Origin of the sequence: Sphingomonas sp. 3P27F8 (genome assembly GCF_005502745.1) — a bacterium.
Classification (GTDB): Bacteria; Pseudomonadota; Alphaproteobacteria; order Sphingomonadales; family Sphingomonadaceae; genus Sphingomonas.
The window spans coordinates 92,778-113,280 of sequence record NZ_SCNL01000006.1 but is presented as its reverse complement, the minus strand read 5'-3'; the positions used below and the strand labels follow the sequence as shown (position 1 = coordinate 113,280).

30 protein-coding genes are annotated in these 20,503 nt (G+C 63.9%); all 30 read left to right on the top strand.

Features of this window, described 5'->3' with window-relative positions; all coding sequences use genetic code 11:
* Positions 1-9: 9 nt before the first annotated feature.
* Entirely contained in the window at positions 10-2,103 is a 2,094-nt protein-coding gene (fusA, locus tag FFS35_RS09070) for an elongation factor G (protein ID WP_137786768.1), read from the top strand.
* A 145-nt stretch (positions 2,104-2,248) separates the two neighbouring features.
* On the top strand, positions 2,249-3,445 hold the full coding sequence (gene tuf / locus FFS35_RS09065; protein WP_137786767.1) for an elongation factor Tu: 1,197 nt from the start codon (positions 2,249-2,251) through the stop codon (positions 3,443-3,445).
* A gap of 191 nt (positions 3,446-3,636) precedes the next feature.
* Positions 3,637-3,945: a 30S ribosomal protein S10 gene (rpsJ, locus tag FFS35_RS09060; RefSeq protein WP_007406109.1), complete on the top strand. Its 309-nt coding sequence runs from the start codon at positions 3,637-3,639 to the stop codon at positions 3,943-3,945.
* Positions 3,946-4,234: 289 nt separating this feature from the next.
* A complete protein-coding gene (gene rplC / locus FFS35_RS09055; RefSeq protein WP_137786766.1) occupies positions 4,235-4,984 on the top strand; it encodes a 50S ribosomal protein L3 in 750 nt (249 codons plus the stop codon).
* A gap of 3 nt (positions 4,985-4,987) precedes the next feature.
* Complete coding sequence (gene rplD, locus FFS35_RS09050; RefSeq protein ID WP_137786765.1) at positions 4,988-5,605, top strand: 50S ribosomal protein L4; 618 nt, start codon at positions 4,988-4,990, stop codon at positions 5,603-5,605.
* A complete protein-coding gene (locus FFS35_RS09045) occupies positions 5,598-5,918 on the top strand; it encodes a 50S ribosomal protein L23 (RefSeq protein WP_137786764.1) in 321 nt (106 codons plus the stop codon). The genes rplD and FFS35_RS09045 overlap by 8 nt, the downstream gene beginning before the upstream one ends.
* Positions 5,918-6,751: a 50S ribosomal protein L2 gene (gene rplB, locus FFS35_RS09040; RefSeq protein ID WP_137786763.1), complete on the top strand. Its 834-nt coding sequence runs from the start codon at positions 5,918-5,920 to the stop codon at positions 6,749-6,751. The genes FFS35_RS09045 and rplB overlap by 1 nt, the downstream gene beginning before the upstream one ends.
* Positions 6,751-7,029, top strand: coding sequence for a 30S ribosomal protein S19 (gene rpsS, locus FFS35_RS09035; protein ID WP_137786762.1), 279 nt, complete (start codon positions 6,751-6,753; stop codon positions 7,027-7,029). The genes rplB and rpsS overlap by 1 nt, the downstream gene beginning before the upstream one ends.
* On the top strand, positions 7,029-7,406 hold the full coding sequence (gene rplV, locus FFS35_RS09030; protein ID WP_137786761.1) for a 50S ribosomal protein L22: 378 nt from the start codon (positions 7,029-7,031) through the stop codon (positions 7,404-7,406). Before rpsS ends, rplV begins: the two co-directional genes overlap by 1 nt.
* Positions 7,406-8,113 carry a 30S ribosomal protein S3 gene (gene rpsC / locus FFS35_RS09025; RefSeq protein WP_137786760.1) on the top strand — a complete coding sequence of 236 codons (708 nt, stop codon included), beginning with the start codon at positions 7,406-7,408 and terminating at the stop codon, positions 8,111-8,113. Before rplV ends, rpsC begins: the two co-directional genes overlap by 1 nt.
* 12 nt (positions 8,114-8,125) lie before the next feature.
* Entirely contained in the window at positions 8,126-8,560 is a 435-nt protein-coding gene (gene rplP, locus FFS35_RS09020) for a 50S ribosomal protein L16 (protein ID WP_137786759.1), read from the top strand.
* A 1-nt stretch (position 8,561) separates the two neighbouring features.
* Entirely contained in the window at positions 8,562-8,765 is a 204-nt protein-coding gene (rpmC, locus tag FFS35_RS09015; protein ID WP_137786758.1) for a 50S ribosomal protein L29, read from the top strand.
* A gap of 13 nt (positions 8,766-8,778) precedes the next feature.
* A complete protein-coding gene (rpsQ, locus tag FFS35_RS09010) occupies positions 8,779-9,063 on the top strand; it encodes a 30S ribosomal protein S17 (protein ID WP_137786757.1) in 285 nt (94 codons plus the stop codon).
* Positions 9,064-9,146: 83 nt separating this feature from the next.
* Entirely contained in the window at positions 9,147-9,515 is a 369-nt protein-coding gene (gene rplN, locus FFS35_RS09005) for a 50S ribosomal protein L14 (RefSeq protein WP_137786756.1), read from the top strand.
* Positions 9,515-9,832 carry a 50S ribosomal protein L24 gene (gene rplX, locus FFS35_RS09000; protein ID WP_137786755.1) on the top strand — a complete coding sequence of 106 codons (318 nt, stop codon included), beginning with the start codon at positions 9,515-9,517 and terminating at the stop codon, positions 9,830-9,832. The genes rplN and rplX overlap by 1 nt, the downstream gene beginning before the upstream one ends.
* Entirely contained in the window at positions 9,825-10,409 is a 585-nt protein-coding gene (rplE, locus tag FFS35_RS08995) for a 50S ribosomal protein L5 (RefSeq protein ID WP_137786754.1), read from the top strand. Before rplX ends, rplE begins: the two co-directional genes overlap by 8 nt.
* A 38-nt stretch (positions 10,410-10,447) precedes the next feature.
* Positions 10,448-10,753: a 30S ribosomal protein S14 gene (gene rpsN, locus FFS35_RS08990; protein WP_137786753.1), complete on the top strand. Its 306-nt coding sequence runs from the start codon at positions 10,448-10,450 to the stop codon at positions 10,751-10,753.
* A gap of 12 nt (positions 10,754-10,765) precedes the next feature.
* On the top strand, positions 10,766-11,161 hold the full coding sequence (rpsH, locus tag FFS35_RS08985; RefSeq protein WP_137786752.1) for a 30S ribosomal protein S8: 396 nt from the start codon (positions 10,766-10,768) through the stop codon (positions 11,159-11,161).
* Positions 11,161-11,694 (top strand): 50S ribosomal protein L6, encoded by a 534-nt coding sequence (gene rplF, locus FFS35_RS08980; protein ID WP_137786751.1) that lies wholly within the window; start codon positions 11,161-11,163, stop codon positions 11,692-11,694. The genes rpsH and rplF overlap by 1 nt, the downstream gene beginning before the upstream one ends.
* Positions 11,691-12,041: a 50S ribosomal protein L18 gene (gene rplR, locus FFS35_RS08975; protein ID WP_137786750.1), complete on the top strand. Its 351-nt coding sequence runs from the start codon at positions 11,691-11,693 to the stop codon at positions 12,039-12,041. The genes rplF and rplR overlap by 4 nt, the downstream gene beginning before the upstream one ends.
* Positions 12,042-12,044: 3 nt before the next feature.
* Complete coding sequence (gene rpsE, locus FFS35_RS08970; protein WP_137786749.1) at positions 12,045-12,779, top strand: 30S ribosomal protein S5; 735 nt, start codon at positions 12,045-12,047, stop codon at positions 12,777-12,779.
* Positions 12,780-12,785: 6 nt separating this feature from the next.
* Complete coding sequence (gene rpmD, locus FFS35_RS08965) at positions 12,786-12,965, top strand: 50S ribosomal protein L30 (protein WP_137786748.1); 180 nt, start codon at positions 12,786-12,788, stop codon at positions 12,963-12,965.
* A gap of 254 nt (positions 12,966-13,219) precedes the next feature.
* Entirely contained in the window at positions 13,220-13,753 is a 534-nt protein-coding gene (gene rplO / locus FFS35_RS08960) for a 50S ribosomal protein L15 (protein WP_137786747.1), read from the top strand.
* Between the two features lie 145 nt (positions 13,754-13,898).
* Complete coding sequence (gene secY / locus FFS35_RS08955; RefSeq protein ID WP_137786746.1) at positions 13,899-15,263, top strand: preprotein translocase subunit SecY; 1,365 nt, start codon at positions 13,899-13,901, stop codon at positions 15,261-15,263.
* Positions 15,264-15,294: 31 nt separating this feature from the next.
* Positions 15,295-15,945: an adenylate kinase gene (locus FFS35_RS08950; protein ID WP_137786745.1), complete on the top strand. Its 651-nt coding sequence runs from the start codon at positions 15,295-15,297 to the stop codon at positions 15,943-15,945.
* 564 nt (positions 15,946-16,509) lie between these two features.
* Positions 16,510-16,878 (top strand): 30S ribosomal protein S13, encoded by a 369-nt coding sequence (gene rpsM, locus FFS35_RS08945; RefSeq protein ID WP_137786744.1) that lies wholly within the window; start codon positions 16,510-16,512, stop codon positions 16,876-16,878.
* A gap of 112 nt (positions 16,879-16,990) precedes the next feature.
* Positions 16,991-17,380 (top strand): 30S ribosomal protein S11, encoded by a 390-nt coding sequence (rpsK, locus tag FFS35_RS08940; protein ID WP_066486290.1) that lies wholly within the window; start codon positions 16,991-16,993, stop codon positions 17,378-17,380.
* Positions 17,381-17,469: 89 nt separating this feature from the next.
* Positions 17,470-18,531 (top strand): DNA-directed RNA polymerase subunit alpha, encoded by a 1,062-nt coding sequence (locus FFS35_RS08935; RefSeq protein WP_137786743.1) that lies wholly within the window; start codon positions 17,470-17,472, stop codon positions 18,529-18,531.
* A gap of 218 nt (positions 18,532-18,749) precedes the next feature.
* Positions 18,750-19,172 (top strand): 50S ribosomal protein L17, encoded by a 423-nt coding sequence (gene rplQ, locus FFS35_RS08930; protein ID WP_137786742.1) that lies wholly within the window; start codon positions 18,750-18,752, stop codon positions 19,170-19,172.
* Between the two features lie 157 nt (positions 19,173-19,329).
* Positions 19,330-20,355: a sulfite exporter TauE/SafE family protein gene (locus FFS35_RS08925; RefSeq protein WP_249341541.1), complete on the top strand. Its 1,026-nt coding sequence runs from the start codon at positions 19,330-19,332 to the stop codon at positions 20,353-20,355.
* Positions 20,356-20,503 lie beyond the last annotated feature (148 nt).

Genomic DNA, 20,503 nt, shown 5'->3' with positions numbered 1-20,503 from the left:
CCTACGATCATGGCCCGCAGCCATTCGCTCGACCGTTATCGCAATATCGGCATCATGGCGCACATCGACGCCGGCAAGACGACGACGACCGAGCGCATCCTCTATTACACCGGCAAGTCCTATAAAATCGGCGAAGTGCATGAGGGCACCGCGACGATGGACTGGATGGAGCAGGAGCAGGAGCGCGGGATCACGATCACGTCCGCTGCGACGACGTGCAAGTGGAAGGCCGAGGAGGGCAACGGCCCCGAGCATCTCATCAACATCATCGACACGCCCGGCCACGTCGATTTCACCATCGAGGTGGAGCGTTCGCTGCGCGTCCTCGACGGTGCGGTCGCGTGTTTTGACGGCGTTGCCGGCGTTGAGCCGCAGTCGGAAACGGTGTGGCGTCAGGCCGACAAGTATGGTGTGCCGCGGATGTGCTTCGTGAACAAGCTCGACCGCACTGGCGCTGATTTCTATTTCTGCGTGCAGTCGATCATCGATCGCCTGGGCGCGAAGCCGGCAGTCCTTTATCTCCCGATCGGCATGGAAGGCGGCTTCAAGGGCCTCGTCGATCTGGTCGAAAATCGCGCGATCATCTGGCTCGAAGAATCGCTTGGCGCGAAATTCGAATATCAGCCGATTCCTGACGACATGGTCGAGAAGGCGGCGAAGTATCGCAACGACCTGATCGAGTTGGCCGTCGAGCAGGACGATGACGCGATGGAGGCGTATCTGGAGGGCAACGAGCCCGACGCCGCCACGCTGAAGAAGCTGATCCGCAAGGGCACGCTGAACATGTCGTTCGTGCCGGTTGTGTGCGGCTCGGCGTTCAAGAACAAAGGCGTGCAGCCGCTGCTCGATGCCGTGGTGGACTTTCTGCCAAGCCCGCTGGACGTGCCCGCGATCAAGGGCGTCAAGCTCGACGGCGAAACGCCGGACGAGCGCCCGTCGTCGGACGAGGCTCCGTTCTCGGCGCTGGCGTTCAAGATCATGAACGATCCGTTCGTCGGCTCGCTCACCTTCGCGCGCATTTATTCGGGCGTCCTCACAAAGGGCGGCTACCTGAATTCGGTGAAGGACAAGAAGGAAAAGATCGGACGCATGCTCCTCATGCACGCGAACTCGCGTGAGGACATCGATGAGGCACGCGCGGGCGACATCGTCGCGATCGCGGGCCTCAAGGAAACGACGACAGGTGATACGCTGTGCGATCCTGCGCATCCGATCATTCTTGAGCGGATGGAGTTCCCCGAGCCGGTGATCGAGCTGTCGGTTGAGCCGAAGACCAAGGCTGACCAGGAGAAGATGGGCATCGCGCTCAACCGCCTGGCCGCCGAGGATCCCTCGTTCCGCGTTTCGACCGATCACGAATCGGGCCAGACGATCATCAAGGGGATGGGCGAACTTCACCTCGAAATTCTCGTCGATCGCATGAAGCGCGAGTTCAAGGTCGAGGCTAACGTCGGCGCGCCGCAGGTGGCGTATCGCGAATATCTCAAGAAGAAGGTCGATATCGACTACACGCACAAGAAGCAGTCGGGCGGCTCGGGCCAGTTCGGCCGTGTGAAGGTGACGGTGATCCCGGGCGAGCGTGGCTCGGGCTATCAGTTCTTCGACGAGGTTAAGGGCGGTAACATTCCGCGGGAATACATCCCGTCGGTCGAGAAGGGCTTCCGCGAGACGGCCGAGACAGGTTCGCTGATCGGCTTCCCGATCATCGACTTTGAGGTGCATCTGACGGACGGTGCCTATCACGATGTCGACTCGTCGGCGCTCGCGTTTGAAATCTGCGCGCGTGGGGCGATGCGTGAAGCGGCTCAGAAGGCCGGCATCACCCTCCTTGAGCCGGTGATGAAGGTTGAGGTCGTGACGCCGGAGGATTATCTCGGCGACGTGATCGGCGACATGAACAGCCGGCGCGGCCAGATCCAGGGCACGGACACGCGCGGCAATGCCCAGGCAGTGACCGCGATGGTCCCGCTGGCGAACATGTTCGGTTACGTGAATCAGCTTCGGTCCTTCACGCAGGGCCGCGCGAGCTATTCGATGCAGTTCTCGCATTACGACGAAGTGCCGCAGAACGTCGCCGACGAAGTGAAGGCAAAGCTGGCGTAAGGCCTGGCCTGTCCCCATGTTCCGGACGTCGCGTGCGGCACCGGGCCGGGGAGGGGCTGGCAAAGGGTGAAAACAGTCGCTATGGGGCCGCCTTCACGGCGAGTCCTCGTGCGGCTCACACGGAAATCCAGAAGGTAGGGAATCAATGGCTAAGGCTAAGTTTGAGCGGACCAAGCCGCACCTGAACATCGGCACCATCGGTCACGTCGACCATGGCAAGACCTCGCTGACTGCTGCGATCACCAAGGTGCTGGCGGATAACGTCGCCGGCAACGCGGCGGTCGATTTCGCGAACATCGACAAGGCACCGGAAGAGCGCGAGCGCGGCATCACGATCTCGACCGCGCACGTCGAGTATGAGACCGAAAAGCGTCACTATGCGCACGTCGATTGCCCCGGCCACGCCGATTATGTGAAGAACATGATCACCGGTGCGGCGCAGATGGACGGCGCGATCCTCGTCGTGTCCGCCACCGACGGCCCGATGCCGCAGACCCGCGAGCACATCCTGCTTGCCCGTCAGGTCGGCGTTCCGGCGATGGTCGTGTTTATGAACAAGGTCGATCTGGTCGACGACGAGGAAATCCTCGAGCTGGTCGAGCTGGAAGTTCGCGAGCTGCTGAGCTCGTATGAATTCCCGGGCGACGACATTCCGATCATCAAGGGCTCGGCGACCTGCGCGCTCAGCGGCTCGAACGACAAGCTCGGCAAGGATGCCGTGCTCGAGCTGATGCAGTCGGTTGACGATTATATCCCGCAGCCGGAGCGTCCGCTCGACAAGCCGTTCATGATGCCGATCGAGGACGTGTTCTCGATTTCGGGTCGTGGCACGGTCGTCACCGGCCGCGTCGAAACGGGCATCGTGAAGGTCGGTGAGGAAGTCGAGATCGTCGGCATCCACCCTGAGGTCCGCAAGACCACCGTCACCGGCGTCGAGATGTTCCGCAAGCTGCTCGATCAGGGCCAGGCGGGCGACAACGTCGGCGCGCTTATCCGCGGCGTTGCGCGCGACGAGGTCGAGCGCGGCCAGGTGCTCTGCAAGCCCGGCTCGATCAAGCCGCACACGGACTTCAAGTCGGAAGTGTATGTGCTGTCGAAGGACGAAGGTGGCCGTCACACGCCGTTCTTCGCCAACTATCGTCCGCAGTTCTACTTCCGTACCACGGACGTGACCGGCACCGTCGAGCTGCCTGAGGGCACCGAGATGGTGATGCCGGGCGACAATGTCGCGCTGGGCATCAAGCTCATCGCGCCGATCGCCATGGACGTCGGCCAGCGCTTCACGATCCGCGAAGGTGGCCGTACCGTCGGCGCCGGCGTGGTCAGCGCGATCGACAAGTAAGCGATTTATCGCGAAACAGCCGCCCGGCTCGCCAATAAGGTGAGTCGGGCGGTTGCCTTTTTGTGAGGGCGTGGATATGAGCCGCGCCTTCGGTTTGGGTTGAAAACAGCAAGAGGTGGCCGCCGATTCGTCATCCCCTCAGGGATGGAGGCACGGTTGAGTCGCCCCGCTCTTTCGCATCGGTAGGGAATATGGACAGCAACATCCGCATCCGCCTGAAGGCGTTCGATCATCGCGTGCTCGATCAGGCGACCGGCGACATCGCCGACACCGCCCGACGTACCGGCGCGCTTATCCGCGGTCCGATCCCGCTCCCCACCCGCATCGAGAAGTTCACGGTCAACCGTGGTCCCCACATCGACAAGAAGAGCCGCGAGCAATTCGAGGTGCGCACCTACAAGCGCATGCTCGACATCGTGCAGCCCACTCCGCAGACGGTCGACGCGCTGATGAAGCTCGATCTCGCAGCGGGCGTTGACGTAGAGATCAAGCTGGCGTAATGGCCGGCCTCCCCGCGGTGGACACCGAGTCCCGCGGGTTTGTCGTTCCCGGATTTCCGGTAACGTGTTTGGAAACCCCGCCGATGCGGGGCGACTGACAGACAAGAGATACCGCCGGCGGGCTCGCCCTCCGGGACAGCGTCTCCCGTCATGCTTTCCTCCGGAAGGCGCCAGCCCGGGACGGGGGCACGTTTCGTATATCCGGGTTGTATCGATTGCCTCTCCTGGAGGCGATCACAAGCACCTGTGGGATGGGCCCGCGGGTGCCTCTGTAAGGAGTGTGTAGATCATGCGTACTGGCGTGATCGCGAAGAAAATGGGGATGACCCGCCTGTTCCAGGACGACGGCCGCCACGTGCCGGTTACCGTCCTGCAGATCGAGGCGCTTCAGGTCGTCGCCCGTCGCGAAAAAAATCGGGACGGTTATACCGCCGTCCAGCTTGGCGCAGGCAGCGCCAAGGCCAAGAATGTCGCCAAGCCGCAACGCGGCCATTTCGGCAAGGCCGAGGTGGAGCCGAAGGCGATCGTGCACGAATTCCGCGTGACCGAGGATAACCTCCTCGACGTCGGCGCGGAGCTTTCTGCCGATCACTTCGTCACGGGCCAGTACGTCGATATCCAGGGCCGCACGCAGGGCAAGGGCTTTGCGGGCGCCATGAAGCGCTGGAACTTCGGCGGTCTGCGCGCTACGCACGGCGTGTCAGTGTCTCACCGCTCCCACGGTTCGACGGGTAACCGCCAGGATCCGGGCCGCGTCTTCAAGAACAAGAAGATGGCGGGCCACATGGGTGACAAGAACCGCACCCAGCAGAATCTCGAGATCGTCGGCACCGATGCGGAGCGCGGCCTGATCTTCGTCAAGGGTTCGGTGCCCGGTTCGAAGGGCGGCTGGCTCTTCGTCAAGGACGCGGTGAAAGAGCCGCGTCATGCCGATGCCCCGCTGCCAGCCGGCCTGAAGGCCGCCAACAGCAACACCGCTGCGGATACGCCGGCCGAGACCTCGGTCGCGCCCGAAGCGACCGACGGCCAGGAGGGCTGATAAGTGAAGATCAAGGTATCCTCCTTCGACGCCAAGGCGAATGCCGCGGACGTTGAGCTTTCGGACGAGGTTTTCGGCGTCGATCCGCGTGCCGACATTCTGCATCGTGTCGTCACCTGGCAGCTCGAGAAGCGTCGTGGCACCGCGCGCGGCACCCGCGAGCGTGCGGACGTCGCGCGGTCGGGCAAGAAGCTCGGTCGCCAGAAGGGCGGCGGTGTCGCCCGTCACGGTGATCGCCGCGCCCCGGTGTTCATCGGCGGCGGCAAGGCGCACGGCGCTCGCGTCCGCGACTTCAATCCGTCGCTGAACAAGAAGATCCGCGCGCTGGGCCTGAAGATGGCTCTTTCGAGCCACGCAAAGGCCGGTTCGCTGATCGTCCTCGATGCTTTCCAGGTCAGCAAGACTAAGGAGCTCAAGGGGCATTTCGAGACGCTCGGCGTCGGCAAGCGGACGCTCGTTATCGACGGCGATGCTGGCGAGGGCTTCCGTTCGGCGCGCAATCTGCCGGGCGTGGACTTGCTCCCGGCCGTCGGCGCCAACGTCTATGACATCATCAAGGCCGACACGCTGGTTATCACCCGCGCTGCGGTCGAGAAGCTGGAGGCGCGCTTCAATGGCTAAGAAGCCGACCAAGGCGATCGACAACCGTCATTATGACGTGATCGTCGCGCCGCACATCACCGAGAAGTCCACCCTTCTCTCCGAGCAGAACGCGGTCGTGTTCAAGGTGGCGCGAGACGCCTCCAAGCCGGAGATCAAGGCGGCTGTGGAAGCGATCTTCGACGTCAGCGTCGTGGGCGTGAACACGATCGTCCAGAAGGGCAAGACCAAGCGCTGGAAGGGTGCTCCCTATCAGCGGTCCGACATGAAGAAGGCGATCGTCACGCTCAAGGATGGGCAGTCGATCGACGTGACCGAGGGGGCCAAGGCGTAATGGCACTCAAGCATTATAATCCGACCAGCCCGGGCGTTCGTGGCCTGATCCTGGTTGATCGCTCGGCGCTCTACAAGGGGCGTCCGGTCAAGGCTCTCACCGAGGGCAAGACCAAGTCTGGCGGCCGCAACAACAAGGGTCATGTCACCTCGCGCGGTATCGCGGGCGGCCACAAGCAGCGCTATCGTCTGATCGATTTCAAGCGCCGCAAGTGGGACGTCGACGGCACTGTCGAGCGGCTCGAGTATGACCCGAACCGTACGGCCTTCATCGCATTGGTGAAGTATGCGGACGGCGAGGTGGCTTACATCATCGCGCCGCAGCGCCTCGGCGTCGGCGACAAGGTCGTTGCCGGCAGGAAGACCGACGTGAAGCCGGGCAATGCCATGGAGCTGGGCCAGATGCCCGTCGGCACCATCGTCCACAATGTGGAGATGAAGCCGGGCAAGGGCGGTCAGATCGCGCGGTCGGCCGGCACCTATGTGCAGGTCGTCGGCCGCGACAAGGGCATGGTGATCGTTCGTCTGAACTCCGGCGAGCAGCGCTATATCCGCAGCGATTGCATGGCGACGGTGGGCGCGGTTTCGAACCCCGACAACCAGAACCAGAATTTCGGCAAGGCCGGTCGTAGCCGCTGGATGGGCAAGCGCCCGCTTACCCGCGGTGTCGCGAAAAACCCGGTCGATCACCCGCACGGCGGCGGCGAAGGCCGCACCTCGGGCGGCCGTCACCCGGTCACCCCGTGGGGCAAGCCGACGAAGGGCGCCCGCACGCGCCACAACAAGGCGACTGACAAGATGATCATCCGCAGCCGTCACGCGAGGAAGAAGTAATGGCGCGCTCCGTCTGGAAGGGTCCGTTCGTGGACCTGCATCTGCTCAAGAAGGCAGAAACCGCACAGGACGCCGGCACCCGTGCCGGCCCGATCAAGACCTGGTCGCGTCGTTCGACGATCCTGCCGACGTTCGTCGGGCTTACGTTCAACGTTTACAACGGCCGCAAGTTCGTGCCGGTCTCGGTCAACGAGGACATGGTCGGCATGAAGCTCGGCGAGTTCGCACCGACCCGGTATTTTCCTGGTCACGCGGCTGACAAGAAGGGCAAGCGCTGATGAGCAAGCCTGCATCCCCCCGCAAGGTCGGCGAGAAGGAAGCGCTCTCGGTCGGCACGCAGATCCGTGGCTCGGCCCAGAAGCTGAACCTCGTCGCGGGCCTGATCCGTGGCCGCAAGGTCGGTGACGCGATGAACATCCTCGCCTTCTCCAAGAAGGCGATGGCGGTCGACGCGCGCAAGGTGCTTGCATCCGCGATCGCCAATGCCGAGAACAACCACAACCTCGATGTCGACGCGCTCGTCGTATCCGAGGCATCGGTTGGCAAGTCGATCACCATGAAGCGGTTCGCCACGCGCGGCCGCGGCAAGTCCACCCGTATTCTCAAGCCGTTCTCGCGGCTGCGGATCGTCGTGCGCGAGCAGGAAGAAGCGTAATGGGTCACAAGAGCAACCCGATCGGTCTGCGCCTGCAGATCAACCGCACGTGGGACAGCCGCTGGTACGCCGAAGGCGCGGACTATGGCCGCCTGCTGCTTGAGGATCTAAAGATCCGCAAGTACATCATGAAGGCGCTGCCGCAGGCCGCGATTTCGAAGGTGGTGATCGAGCGTCCGGCCAAGCTGTGCCGCATCTCGATCTATGCTGCGCGCCCCGGCGTCATTATCGGCAAGAAGGGCTCGGACATCGAGAAGCTCCGTCGCACCCTGGGTGCGATGACTTCATCCGATGTCAGTCTGAACATCGTCGAGATCCGCAAGCCGGAAGTGGATGCCAAGCTCGTTGCGCAGGGCATCGCCGACCAGCTCGAGCGCCGTATCGCGTTCCGCCGTGCGATGAAGCGCGCGGTGCAGTCCGCGATGCGCCTGGGTGCCGACGGCATCCGCGTGCAGTGCGGCGGCCGTCTCGGCGGCGCCGAGATCGCGCGTTCGGAAAGCTATCGCGAGGGTCGCGTGCCGCTGCATACGCTGCGCGCGAATATGGATTATGCCGAGGCCGAGGCCCATACCGCTTATGGGGTGTGCGGCGTCAAGGTGTGGATCTTCAAGGGCGAGATCCTCGGCCATGATCCGATGGCCACCGACCGGCTGATGATGGAGGCTCAGACCTCCGGCGTGCGCCCCGCGCGCGATGACCGCCGCTAAGGAGTAAAGAACGTGCTGCAACCAAAGCGCACCAAATTCCGCAAGGCGTTCAAGGGCCGTATCCACGGCGACGCCAAGGGCGGCACCGCGCTGAACTTCGGGGCCTATGGCCTCAAGGCGCTCGAGCCGGAGCGGATCACCGCGCGTCAGATCGAGGCGGCCCGCCGCGCGATCACGCGTCACATCAAGCGCCAGGGGCGTTTGTGGATCCGCATCTTCCCGGATGTGCCGGTTTCGTCAAAGCCCGCCGAAGTCCGCATGGGCTCGGGCAAGGGTTCGCCCGAATTCTGGGCGGCGCGGGTGAAGCCGGGCCGCATCCTGTTCGAGCTGGATGGTGTACCGGGCGCGCTCGCCGCCGAGGCGTTTGAACGCGCGGCGATGAAGCTCCCGATCAAGACCAAGGTCGTGGCGCGCCTCGGCGACACGTCGCACCTCGGAGGCGAATGAGATGGCAAAGAAGACTGATTTCATCGGGCAGACCGACGACCAGCTCGGCGAAGCGCTGGGCAACCTGAAGCGCGAGCAGTTCAACCTGCGCTTCCAGGCGGCGACCAATCAGCTCGAGAAGCCCAGCCGCGTGCGCGAGGTCCGCAAGGACATCGCCCGTATCAAGACCCTGCAGGCGGCTCGCGTCGCCGCAGCGGCCAAGTAAGAGGACGAGAGACATGCCGAAGCGCGTGCTGACCGGGGTGATCGTCTCGGACAAGGGCGAAAAGACGGTGGTCGTGAACGTGGAGCGCAAGGTCAAGCACCCGCTCTACGGCAAGATCATTCGCCGCTCGAAGAAGTATCACGCCCATGACGAGGCGAACGAGTTCAAGACTGGCGAGACCGTGCGGATCGAAGAGACCGCGCCGATCTCCAGGCTGAAGACCTGGAAGGTGGTCGATCGGGTCAATGCCCGCGCGACGCCGGCTCAGGTCGATGTCGATGGCGACGTCGCGGCGTAAACCGTTCGCCTCTTGATGGGGTTTGGATTTGAAGGCGGCGCTGGGTCGGTATCCAGTGCCATAACCGAGAAGGAAGCGGATCGATGATCCAGATGCAATCCAATCTCGACGTCGCTGACAACAGCGGCGCGAAGCGGGTGCAGTGCATCAAGGTGCTGGGCGGCTCTAAGCGCCGCACGGCCAGCGTGGGCGACATCATCGTGGTGTCGATCAAGGAAGCACAGCCGCGTGGCAAGGTGAAGAAGGGTGACGTGCATCGCGCCGTCATCGTTCGCACCGCGAAGGACATTCATCGCGCGGACGGCTCGACCATCCGTTTCGATTCGAATGCGGCCGTGCTGGTCAACAAGAACGAGGAGCCGATCGGCACCCGTATCTTCGGCCCGGTGGTGCGCGAACTGCGTGCCAAGAAGCACATGAAGATCATCAGCCTTGCGCCGGAGGTGCTGTAATGGCCGCCGCGAAGATCAAGAAGGGTGATCGCGTGATCGTCCTGTCCGGCAAGGACAAGGGCAAGACCGGCACCGTAACCCTCGCGATGCCAAAGGGCGGCAAGGTCGTTGTCGAAGGCGTCAACGTCGCCACCCGTCACCGCAAGCCGAGCCAGACCAACCCGCAGGGCGGCCTGGAGCGCACGGAAGCGCCGCTGCACATCTCGAAGGTGGCGCACGTAACCGCCGACGGCAAGCCGACGCGCGTCCGTTTCGAGGTGAAGGACGGCAAGAAGGTCCGCGTGGCCGTGAAGTCCGGGGAGAAGATCGATGGCTGATGCGTACACCCCGCGTCTGCGCAAGCTGTATGACGACACCATCGCGAAGGCGATGACCGAGAAGTTCGGCTACAAGAACGCGCTTGAAGTTCCGCGGATCGACAAGATCGTCATCAACATGGGCGTCGGCGAGGCGACCCAGGACAAGAAGCGCGTCGAACAGGCCGCTTCGGAGATGGAGCTGATCGCGGGCCAGAAGCCGGTGATCACCAAGGCGAAGAAGTCGATCGCGCAGTTCAAGCTGCGCGAGGGCATGCCGATCGGCGTTAAGGTCACGCTGCGTCGCGAGCGCATGTACGAATTCCTCGATCGCTTCGTCACGATCGCGCTGCCGCGCGTTCGCGACTTCCGCGGGCTGAACCCGAAGAGCTTCGACGGCCGCGGCAATTACGCCTGCGGTCTGAAGGAGCAGCTCGTATTCCCGGAAATCAACTATGACCGCATCGACAAGGTGCGTGGCATGGACATCATCGTCGCGACGACCGCGAAGACCGACGACGAGGCGCGCGAGCTGCTTCGCCTGTTCGGCTTCCCGTTCCCGCAGGATGTCCAGATCGAAGAAAAGCAGGCCGCGTGAGCGCCCCGCGTAATTTTTGAACGAGAGAGCTTAAGTCCATGGCGAAACTGAGTTCCGTTAACAAGAACGAGCGCCGCAAGAAGCTGGTGAAGCAATATGCCGGCAAGCTTGCAGCGCTGAAGGCGAAGGCGAACGACAAGTCGCTCGATGAGACCGAGCGTCTCATCGCGCGCCTGAAGATGGCCGAACTGCCGCGCAATTCTAACCCGACCCGGGTGCGTAACCGCTGCGAGATCACCGGCCGCCCGCGCGCATATTATCGTAAGTTCCGTCTCTGCCGCGTGCAGCTGCGTGAATTGGCCAACAAGGGCCTTATTCCCGGCGTCACGAAGTCGAGCTGGTAAGGATCACGAACAATGGCAGTGACCGATCCCCTGGGTGACCTGCTCACCCGCATCCGCAACGGCCAGCGCGCGCGCAAGGACAGTGTCCTTTCGCCGGCGTCGAAGCTGCGCGTCCGCGTGCTCGACGTGCTTCAGCGCGAAGGCTATATCCGTGGCTACAGCGAGGAAGACATGGGGCCCGCCAAGGGCGTCCGTATCGAACTCAAGTATTTCGAGGGCCAGCCGGCGATCAAGCACGTCGCGCGCGTCTCGAAGCCGGGCCGCCGCATCTATAGCGGGTCGAACGACCTGCCGCGTGTGATGAACGGCCTGGGCATCACGATCGTATCGACGCCGCGCGGCGTTCTCTCCGACGCGGAAGCGCGCGAGCAGAATGTCGGTGGCGAAGTGCTGGCGGAGGTGTTCTGATGAGCCGCATCGGCAAGAAGCCGGTCGCGATCCCTTCGGGCGTGACCGCTAACATCGCTGACGGCACGCTGAGCGTGAAGGGCCCCAAGGGCACCCTTTCGCTCGCGCTCGCCGACGACGTGACCTACGACGTTCAGGCGGACGGCATCTCGGTGCAGCCGGCGAACGACACCAAGCGCGCGCGCGCCTTCTGGGGCATGCAGCGTACCCTGGTGCAGAACCTCGTCACGGGCGTCACCGATGGGTTCACCAAGAAGCTGCTCATCACCGGCGTCGGCTATCGTGCCAACGCGCAGGGCCGGAAGCTGAAGCTGCAGCTCGGCTACAGCCACGATGTCGACATCGACGTGCCGGAAGGTCTTGAGGTCAAGACCCCGGATAACACGACGGTCGAGATTTCGGGTGCCGACAAGCAGAAGGTTGGCCAGCTCGCCGCAGAGATCCGCCGCTGGCGTAAGCCCGAGCCGTACAAGGGCAAGGGCATCAAGTACGACGGCGAGTACATCTTCCGTAAGGAAGGGAAGAAGAAGTGACCAAGGGCCTTTCGCTTTTCGAGAAGCGGCGTCGCCGCAATCGCACGGCGCTGCGCGCACGCGCCGGCGTTCGTCCGCGCCTTTCGGTGCATCGTTCGGGCAAGCACATCTATGCCCAGGTGATCGACGACGAGGCGGGCCGCACGCTCGCGTCGGCCTCGACGCTCGCCGGCCACGAGGGCAAGACCGCGACCGTCGCGGCCGCGACCGAAGTGGGCAAGCGCGTTGCCGAGGCGGCGAAGGCCGCAGGCGTTACGCAGGTCGTATTCGACCGTGGCGGCTTCCTGTTTCACGGCCGGGTGAAGGCGCTGGCGGAAGCCGCGCGCGAAGCCGGACTGGAGTTCTAAGACATGGCTGACGAGAACAACACCGAGGTTCAGGCGACCGCGACCGCTCCTGAAGCGGCGTCCGGTGGCGCCAGCGAGGCCCCGCGCGGCCGTGGAGCGCGTGGCGGCCGCGGCGGTGGCGGTGGCGATCGCGGCCGTGGCGGCCGTGACGGCAACCGTGGTCGTCGCGACGATCGGCGGAACAACAACGAGGATGGTGGCGAGGAGCTGATCGAGAAGCTCGTCCATATCAACCGCGTGTCCAAGACGGTGAAGGGCGGCAAGCGCTTCGGCTTCGCGGCGCTGGTTGTCGTGGGTGATGGCAAGGGCCGTGTCGGCTTCGGCCATGGCAAGGCCCGCGAGGTGCCTGAGGCGATCTCGAAGGCGACCGCCTCGGCCAAGAAGCACATGGTTCGTGTCGCGCTCAAGGAAGGCCGCACGCTGCACCATGACGGCAACGGTCATTTCGGTGCCGGTCGTGTCACCGTCCGTTCGGCGCCGCAGGGCACCGGGATCATCGCGGGCGGCCCGATGCGCGCCGTGTTCGAGAGCCTGGGCGTCCACGACGTGGTGACCAAGTCGATCGGTACGTCAAACCCCTACAACATGATCCGCGCCACGTTCGAGGCATTGGGCAGCCAGACTTCGCCGAAGTCGGTCGCGCAGCGCCGTGGCAAGAAGATCGCCGACCTGCTCGGTCGCGGGCATGGCGCTGATGCGCAGACCGCCGCTGCCGAAGCCGCGGCCGTCACGGAGTAACCCGGCATGGCGAAGATCAAGGTGAAGCAGACCGGATCGCCGATCCGTCGCACCAAGGACCAGCGCGCGACTTTGGTCGGGCTCGGGCTCAACAAGATGCACCGCGTATCGGAGCTGGAGGACTCGCCTGAAGTCCGCGGCATGATCCGTAAGGTGCAGCACATGGTGGAAGTCCAGGAGGGCTGACGCTATATCGGGATCAGCCGCTTCGGGGAGGCCGAAGCTGAAAGGCGGCGCCACGGCACTATCCGGCACCGCGGCATGATCCGGTCGGATCCTACGGCGCACAGGCAAAATCCGGCCCGACCCGCAGTAACGCGAAGGCCGGTGCAGACAATGCCTTCGCCGTCGGGCCGATAGTGACAAATTTGCGGAAGGGGGCTAACGCGCCCCCTTCCTTATTTCCGTCCGCGCGACAAAAGCGAAAGCGAGTGCACGATATGAAACTGAACGAACTCCGCGACAACGAAGGCGCCCGCCATCGCCGTATGCGTGTTGGCCGTGGCATCGGCTCCGGCAAGGGCAAGACCGCCGGTCGTGGCCAGAAGGGCCAGAAGAGCCGCGAAGGCGTATCGATCGCCGGCTTCGAGGGTGGCCAGATGCCGCTCCACATGCGGCTGCCGAAGCGCGGCTTCAACAACATCTTCGCCAAGGATTATGCCACGGTGAATCTGGGCGCGATCCAGAAGGCGGTCGACGCGGGCAAGCTGACCGGCACCGACGTGGATCACGCGGCGCTCAAGGCGGCCGGCCTGGCGCGTGGCGGCAAGGACGGGGTCCGTCTGCTTGCCAAGGGCGAGCTGACGGCGAAGCTGAACTTCACCGTCGCCGGCGTCTCGGCCTCGGCGCGCGAAGCGGTCGAGAAGGCGGGTGGCTCGGTCACGGTGCCGGAGATCGTGCCGGCAGCCGAAAAGGCGAAGGCCAAGAAGGGCACTGTCCGCGCGGCGAAGATTGCCGCGAAGACCGCGAAGTAAGTCTCGAATGCCGCCCCGGCCGATCGGCCAGGGCGGAATTTGCTCGCCGGGTTAGACAAGCCTTCGAGCATGACTATATGAGCGGCGGGGCGGGGGCATCAGCACCTACTCCGCCGTTTTTCGTATCCGAAGGCATCCACGCACGATGGCATCCGCAGCCGACCAGATGGCGCAAAGCATCAGTCTCGCGAAATTCGCGAAGGCGACCGACCTCAAGAAGAGGCTGTGGTTCACGATCGGCGCGCTGATCGTCTTCCGCATGTTGAGCTATGTGCCGCTCCCGGGCATCGATCCGACCGCGCTGGGGCTGCTCAGCCAGCAGACGCGTGGCGGGGTGCTCGATTTCTTCAACACCTTCTCCGGCGGCGCGCTGACGCGCATGTCGCTGATCGCGCTCGGCGTGATGCCATATATCACTGCCTCGATCGTGGTGCAGCTCGCGACGTCGCTGTCGCCGCAGCTCGCCGCGATCAAGAAAGAGGGCGAGAGCGGGCGCAAGAAACTCAATCAATATACGCGTTATGGCACGGTATTGCTCACGGCGGTCCAGGGCTATTTCATCGCGGTCGGGCTCGAGGCGCTGGGCGCAAACCAGGGCGTGCAGGCGGTGATCCAGCCAGGCATGATGTTTCGCGTCGCGGCGGTCATCTCGCTGATCGGCGGCACGATGTTCCTGATGTGGCTGGGTGAGCAGATCACCAGCCGCGGTATCGGCAATGGCGTTTCGCTCATCATCATGGCCGGCATCGTCGCGCATCTGCCCACTACGCTGTTCAACCTGCTGGAGGGCGGCCGTTCGGGCAGTCTCGATCCGGTGAAGCTGATCGGCATCGTCGTTGCGGTCATGCTGCTTGTGCTGTTCATTTGCTTCATGGAACGCGCGCAGCGCCGCATTCTGATCCAATATCCCAAGCGACAGACGCAGCGCGGGATGCAGGCTGAGCGTAGCCATCTGCCGCTCAAGCTCAACACCGCCGGCGTGATCCCGCCGATCTTCGCATCGTCGCTGCTGCTGATGCCGCTGACGATCACGCAGTTCGCCGGCAATCGCGTGTCTGGCGAAAGCTGGTGGGGCGATGTCATCATCAGCCTCAACCAGTATCTGCAGCACGGCTCGCCGGTTTACATGCTTCTTTATGGCGCGGGCATCATCTTCTTCTCGTTCTTCTACACCGCGGTACAGTTCAACCCGGAGGAGACGGCGGAAAACCTGAAGCGCTATGGCGGGTTCATTCCCGGCATTCGCCCCGGCAAGAACACCGAACAGTATTTCGACTATGTGCTCACGCGCATCACGGTGATCGGGGCGGCTTATCTGACGATCATCTGCCTGCTCCCGGAATATCTGGTCTCGGCGCTGTCAATTCCCTTTTATCTTGGCGGCACCAGCCTTTTGATCGTCGTCAACGTGACGATGGATACGGTAACGCAGATCCAGTCGCACCTGCTGGCGCACCAGTATGGCGATCTTATCAAGAAGGCGAAGCTGAAGGGCGGCCGCCTGCGCTGATCGCGCTGAGGAATTGGGGGAGACGGTTCGCGTGAACATCATCCTGTTGGGGCCGCCGGGCGCGGGCAAGGGGACTCAGGCGGCGCGGCTGGTTGCCGACCGCGGCATGGTGCAGCTTTCCACCGGCGACATGCTGCGCGAGAAGCGCAAGGTCGATTCGCCGCTGGGGCGCGAGGTTGCCGCGATCATGGATTCCGGCGCGCTCGTTTCCGACGAAATCGTCTCGGCGCTGATCGACGATAAGCTGGCATCGATGAGCGAGGCGCAGGGCGCGATCTTTGACGGGTATCCCCGCACGGCTGCGCAGGCCAACTCGCTGGATGGCATTCTCGCCGGCCGTGACCGTGCCCTCGATTTCGTGATCGAACTGAGCGTGGACGAGGATGCGCTGGTAGAGCGGATCGTCGGGCGTTTCACGTGCGGTACCTGCGGTGCGGGATACCACGACACGTTTCAGCAACCGAAAGTTCCCGGGACGTGCGACGTCTGCGGCGGCCATGATTTCAAGCGTCGTGCCGACGACAACGAGGAGACGGTGCGCACGCGGATGGCGGAATATCGCGCAAAGACTGCGCCCATCATTCCGATCTACGAGTCGCGCGGGCTGGTTCGTCGCGTCGACGGCATGGCCGACATCGGCCAGGTGACGGCCGCGATCGAGGCGATTCTCGACGGCAAGTGAGGCGGGCCCCCCTTAGTTAAGGCGGGCCGCAACAGTGAAGAGCGAGGACTTCCCCTCATCTCGTCCGCGGCGGCGTGAATGCCCGCCTATCGTGCCGCTCGCAGCGCGCGCCTGGCGATGAGCGACTCGATGGCTCGCGCGTGCAATCGCGCGATGCGCGTTTCGGGCGGAGATATCTCTCCGGCTAAATGAACAATTTGTCATGCCGAAGCCACGCCCGCGACGGGCGGGCGCCGGTAACTGATGCGCTATGGCCGCGTGTCCCCTCGCGCGGTTTCCTTGAACAGGTTTCGTTTGATCGCGAGATCGGTACCCGAAACTCCCGGGGGTACCGAGGCCGGCGGGAAGTTCGCTTCCCGCCGGCTTTCCGTTGGCAAAGGTCTCGCTTCGGCGCGTCGCTTGACAGGGCTTGCAGCGGGGCTTAGTGGCACGTACTTCCAAAACAACGGTTACCGGCGGCGCGTTTTTGCGTACGCCGCTTTCCTGCGTCTAGGAAGTCAATGCGACGAGATGGGGGCCGTGGCAGCCATGCCGGCCCCTGTGGAGCACAGGAGAACAAGTTTCATGGCACGTATTGCGGGTGTCAACATCCCGACCAACAAGCGCGTAGTGATCGCGCTCACCTATATTCACGGGATCGGCCCGGCCAAGGCCAAGCAGATCATCGAAAAGCTCGCGATCGCCCCGGAGCGGCGCGTTCAGGATCTGACGGATCAGGAAGTGCTTCAGATCCGTGAGACGATCGACGCCGATCACACCGTGGAGGGCGATCTGCGCCGCGAGACGGCGATGAACATCAAGCGGCTCATGGACCTCGCCTGCTATCGTGGCCTGCGTCACCGCAAGGGCCTGCCGGTTCGCGGCCAGCGCACGCACACCAATGCGCGCACCCGCAAGGGCAAGGCGAAGCCGATCGCGGGCAAGAAAAAGTAAGCTGCACGGGAGCCGTCCGCAGGGACGGTTCTTCGGCTTGCTCCGTCGGTGGCAGGGTTGAGGCATGCAGCCTCCCGGCCGCCGAATTGAAAGAAAAGGTCAGGAATACCACATGGCACAGGCACCGCAGCGCCTCCGTCGGCGCGAACGCAAGAATATCACGGCCGGCGTGGCCCACGTCAACGCCAGCTTCAACAACACCATGATCACCATCACGGATGCGCAGGGCAATGCGATCAGCTGGTCCTCCGCCGGCATGATGGGCTTCAAGGGTTCGCGCAAATCGACCCCGTATGCGGCGCAGGTCGCAGCCGAAGATGCGGGAAAGAAGGCTGCCGAGCACGGCGTCCGCACGCTCGAGGTCGAGGTCAAGGGCCCCGGCTCGGGCCGCGAATCCGCGCTCCGCGCGCTGCAGGCAGTCGGTTTCCAGATCACATCGATCCGTGATGTGACCTCGATCCCGCACAATGGCGTGCGCCCGTCGAAGCGTCGCCGCGTCTGATCTTGTAGCCCCTGGCTGACGAGCCGGGGGTCTTTTGCACCAAGGCCGGGGCGAGCCCCCGTTCCGGCCCAACTTCAGGGGACGTGAGCTTGTCCGTCAACGCAAAGAACTGGCAGGAACTGAAGAAGCCCAACGCGCTCGAGAAGAAGAGCGGCGACGGGAAGCGCAAGGCGACCTTCGTTGCCGAACCGCTCGAGCGTGGCTTCGGCCTCACACTGGGCAATGCGCTGCGCCGCGTGCTGCTTTCCTCGCTTCAGGGTGCCGCCGTCACGTCGATCAAGATCGAGAACGTGCTGCACGAATTCAGCTCGCTCGCCGGCGTCCGTGAGGACGTCACCGATATCGTCCTGAACGTGAAGCAGATCGCGCTCAAGATGCAGGGCGAAGGCCCGAAGCGGCTTCAGCTTTCGGCAACGGGGCCCGCCACCGTCACTGCGGGTGACATCGCGGTCAGCGGTGATATCGAGGTGATGAACCCCGATCTCATCATTTGCCATCTCGATGAGGGCGCGACGCTCAACATGGAGCTGACCGCCGATGTCGGTAAGGGCTATGTCCCGGCGATAGCCAATCGTCCGGCCGATGCGCCGATCGGGCTGATCCCGGTCGATGCGCTGTATTCGCCCGTTCGCCAGGTCAGCTACAAGGTCGACCCGACCCGCGTTGGCCAGGATCTCGATTACGATAAGCTGACGCTGTCGATCGAGACCGACGGTACGGTCACGTCCGAGGACGCGCTCGCCTATGCCGCGCGCATCCTTCAGGACCAGCTGGCGTTGTTCGTGCACTTCGACGATTCTGCCGTTACGCGGTCCGCGCCGATCGGTGTCGCCGCGCCGGCCGCCGGCGCGGAGCCGCAGGGCGATACACAGCAGATCAACCGTTACCTCCTTAAGAAGGTGGACGAGCTTGAGCTGTCGGTGCGTTCGGCGAACTGCCTGAAGAACGACAATATCATCTATATCGGCGATCTGGTCGGCAAGACCGAGGCGGAGATGCTGCGCACGCCGAATTTCGGCCGCAAGTCGCTGAACGAGATCAAGGAAGTGCTGTCGTCGATGGGGCTTCGCCTGGGCATGGAAATCCCCGGCTGGCCGCCCGAGAACATCGAAGAGATGGCGAAGAAGCTCGAACAGGAAATCATGGGGTGATCGCGGCGGATTAGCGCAAGCCAATCCGTGTCTCGCGATAACCTTGGCCGGCGGATCGGCAAAGCCTGATCTGTCCGGCGGCGCGGCTTCTCCGCGTCGTCACACCGGCTCCTATTGGGCCTCAGCCAGTCTGAGGCGGCGTATTCGGGGTGGACCACGCCTCCACCTGGTCTGGGGTTCCGTAAGACGGCCCCCGAACGAACGACAAGGAAGATATCATGCGTCATAAAGTTGGCGGCCGTAAGCTTCAGCGCACCTCGGCACATCGCATCGCGCTGTTCCGCAACATGTCGGCAGCGCTTATCAAGCACGAGCAGATCACCACCACGGTGGCCAAGGCGAAAGAGCTTCGCCCGTATATCGAAAAGCTCGTCACGCTGGGCAAGAAGGGCGGTCTCTCGAATCGTCGCCTGGCGCATGCGCGACTGCTGGACGACGCGCAGCTGGTGAAGCTGTTCGACGTGCTCGCGCCGCGTTACGCCAGCCGCAACGGCGGCTACACCCGTATCATCAAGGCCGGCATCCGCCCGTCGGACGCCTCACCGATGGCGATCATCGAATTCGTGGACCGCGACGCTTCCGCCAAGGGTCAGGATTCCGGCCCGGTGATGACGGACGAGGATTTCGACGCCGCGGCATAAGGCGCAGCCTCGCCGTGTAACGTCGGCGGAAATCAGGAATCGGGCCGTTCCCTTGTCGGGAGCGGCCCTTTTCTTTTCCGCGCCGGAAACAATCGCTGACATAAATGCCGCGTGGCGGTCGCATTGACGCGCTATCCCGGCTGTGATGATTGTTGTCGTGTTCCTGGCCGCCCTCGCGGCTTTTCTCGTCAGCGCAGTATCGGGCGGGGGTGCCGGGCTGGTGCTCGTGCCGATCCTGCGCCTGGTGGTGCCGATCACGGCGGTGCCAGCTGCCTTGTCGATCGGAACGGCCGCGAGCGCGCTGTCGCGGATCGCCTTGTTTCGCAAGGAAGTACGCTGGGACGTCGTCCGCCGCTTCGTGCCGGCCGCGTTGCCGGCCACGGCGCTCGGCGTATGGCTGCTCAGCCGGTTCGAGCCGGCCTATATCGAATTCATCATCGGCTGTTTCCTGCTCTCAAATGTTCCCGCGCTGTTTCGTGGGCGCGAGACGACGCGGCGGTCGGCACTATCGCCGCGCCTGCTGCCGCTGTTCGGAATGGTGGCCGGGCTGCTGTCGGGCTTCACCGGCGCGGTTGGGCTGCTGTTCAACCGCGCCTATCAGCGGCTCGGGCTCACGCCGGGCGAGATCGTCGCGACCCGCGCGATGAACGAGGTGCTGCTCCACATCCTCAAGATCGCACTTTATGCGTGGCTTGGCCTGTTGACTGGCGGCGCGCTGGTGGCGGGTCTGCTGGTCGCGGCAGCGGCAGTATTCGCCTCGATCGGGGTGAAGCGACTGCTGCCGTTAATCAACGAGCGGCTGTTCCGCCGGATCGGGCACGGCGCAATGGTGGCCGCAGGGGCGGCGATGTTCACGCTGTCTGGCGATCAAATCGCGCGCCTGCACCGCGCCTGGATCGAGCATGTCGCGCCGGGCGGGGAGAACGAAATGCAATTCTACTGGCGCGGCAGGCGCGTGGCGGCGCTGGAGTGGGAGCCGGAGGGCCACGGCGCGTTCGAACGCACGATCGCGTTCGAGGCGCTTTCGCCCGCCTGGCGCGCGCGGGCGCTGGCGATCGCGCCACGCGAACGTATCACGCTGGTGGAGCGGGTGCACAGCCCGACGGCGCGCTATTATGAGATATATTACCGCGCGCCCGATGGCCGCGAGTTGAAAGCGGAACTGCACGATCGCCCCGCTTGATATGATCCCGCGCGGCGCCCAGGGCGCGGTCGGTTGCCGGCGGAAGGAGCGCGATGACGACGATCGGTTCATGGCGTTCGATAAGGGCGGCGGACCTGCCAGCGATTGCGGCGATCTCGGACGCGGCACACGGCAGCTCCACCGAGCG

Excerpts from the sequence above, each read along its gene's own strand:
- rpsH (WP_137786752.1), top strand. The coding sequence starts at position 10,766 with ATGGCAGTGACCGATCCCCTGGGTGACCTGCTCACCCGCATCCGCAAC.
- secY (WP_137786746.1), top strand. The coding sequence starts at position 13,899 with ATGGCATCCGCAGCCGACCAGATGGCGCAAAGCATCAGTCTCGCGAAA.
- rpmD (WP_137786748.1), top strand. The coding sequence starts at position 12,786 with ATGGCGAAGATCAAGGTGAAGCAGACCGGATCGCCGATCCGTCGCACC.
- rpsE (WP_137786749.1), top strand. The coding sequence starts at position 12,045 with ATGGCTGACGAGAACAACACCGAGGTTCAGGCGACCGCGACCGCTCCT.
- rpsS (WP_137786762.1), top strand. The coding sequence starts at position 6,751 with ATGGCGCGCTCCGTCTGGAAGGGTCCGTTCGTGGACCTGCATCTGCTC.
- fusA (WP_137786768.1), top strand. The coding sequence starts at position 10 with ATGGCCCGCAGCCATTCGCTCGACCGTTATCGCAATATCGGCATCATG.
- rpsJ (WP_007406109.1), top strand. The coding sequence starts at position 3,637 with ATGGACAGCAACATCCGCATCCGCCTGAAGGCGTTCGATCATCGCGTG.
- rplV (WP_137786761.1), top strand. The coding sequence starts at position 7,029 with ATGAGCAAGCCTGCATCCCCCCGCAAGGTCGGCGAGAAGGAAGCGCTC.
- rpsK (WP_066486290.1), top strand. The coding sequence starts at position 16,991 with ATGGCACAGGCACCGCAGCGCCTCCGTCGGCGCGAACGCAAGAATATC.
- rplE (WP_137786754.1), top strand. The coding sequence starts at position 9,825 with ATGGCTGATGCGTACACCCCGCGTCTGCGCAAGCTGTATGACGACACC.
- rpmC (WP_137786758.1), top strand. The coding sequence starts at position 8,562 with ATGGCAAAGAAGACTGATTTCATCGGGCAGACCGACGACCAGCTCGGC.
- rplF (WP_137786751.1), top strand. The coding sequence starts at position 11,161 with ATGAGCCGCATCGGCAAGAAGCCGGTCGCGATCCCTTCGGGCGTGACC.
- rplB (WP_137786763.1), top strand. The coding sequence starts at position 5,918 with ATGGCACTCAAGCATTATAATCCGACCAGCCCGGGCGTTCGTGGCCTG.
- rpsN (WP_137786753.1), top strand. The coding sequence starts at position 10,448 with ATGGCGAAACTGAGTTCCGTTAACAAGAACGAGCGCCGCAAGAAGCTG.
- rplC (WP_137786766.1), top strand. The coding sequence starts at position 4,235 with ATGCGTACTGGCGTGATCGCGAAGAAAATGGGGATGACCCGCCTGTTC.
- FFS35_RS09045 (WP_137786764.1), top strand. The coding sequence starts at position 5,598 with ATGGCTAAGAAGCCGACCAAGGCGATCGACAACCGTCATTATGACGTG.
- rpsC (WP_137786760.1), top strand. The coding sequence starts at position 7,406 with ATGGGTCACAAGAGCAACCCGATCGGTCTGCGCCTGCAGATCAACCGC.
- rplO (WP_137786747.1), top strand. The coding sequence starts at position 13,220 with ATGAAACTGAACGAACTCCGCGACAACGAAGGCGCCCGCCATCGCCGT.
- rplQ (WP_137786742.1), top strand. The coding sequence starts at position 18,750 with ATGCGTCATAAAGTTGGCGGCCGTAAGCTTCAGCGCACCTCGGCACAT.
- rplN (WP_137786756.1), top strand. The coding sequence starts at position 9,147 with ATGATCCAGATGCAATCCAATCTCGACGTCGCTGACAACAGCGGCGCG.
- tuf (WP_137786767.1), top strand. The coding sequence starts at position 2,249 with ATGGCTAAGGCTAAGTTTGAGCGGACCAAGCCGCACCTGAACATCGGC.
- rpsM (WP_137786744.1), top strand. The coding sequence starts at position 16,510 with ATGGCACGTATTGCGGGTGTCAACATCCCGACCAACAAGCGCGTAGTG.
- rplX (WP_137786755.1), top strand. The coding sequence starts at position 9,515 with ATGGCCGCCGCGAAGATCAAGAAGGGTGATCGCGTGATCGTCCTGTCC.
- rpsQ (WP_137786757.1), top strand. The coding sequence starts at position 8,779 with ATGCCGAAGCGCGTGCTGACCGGGGTGATCGTCTCGGACAAGGGCGAA.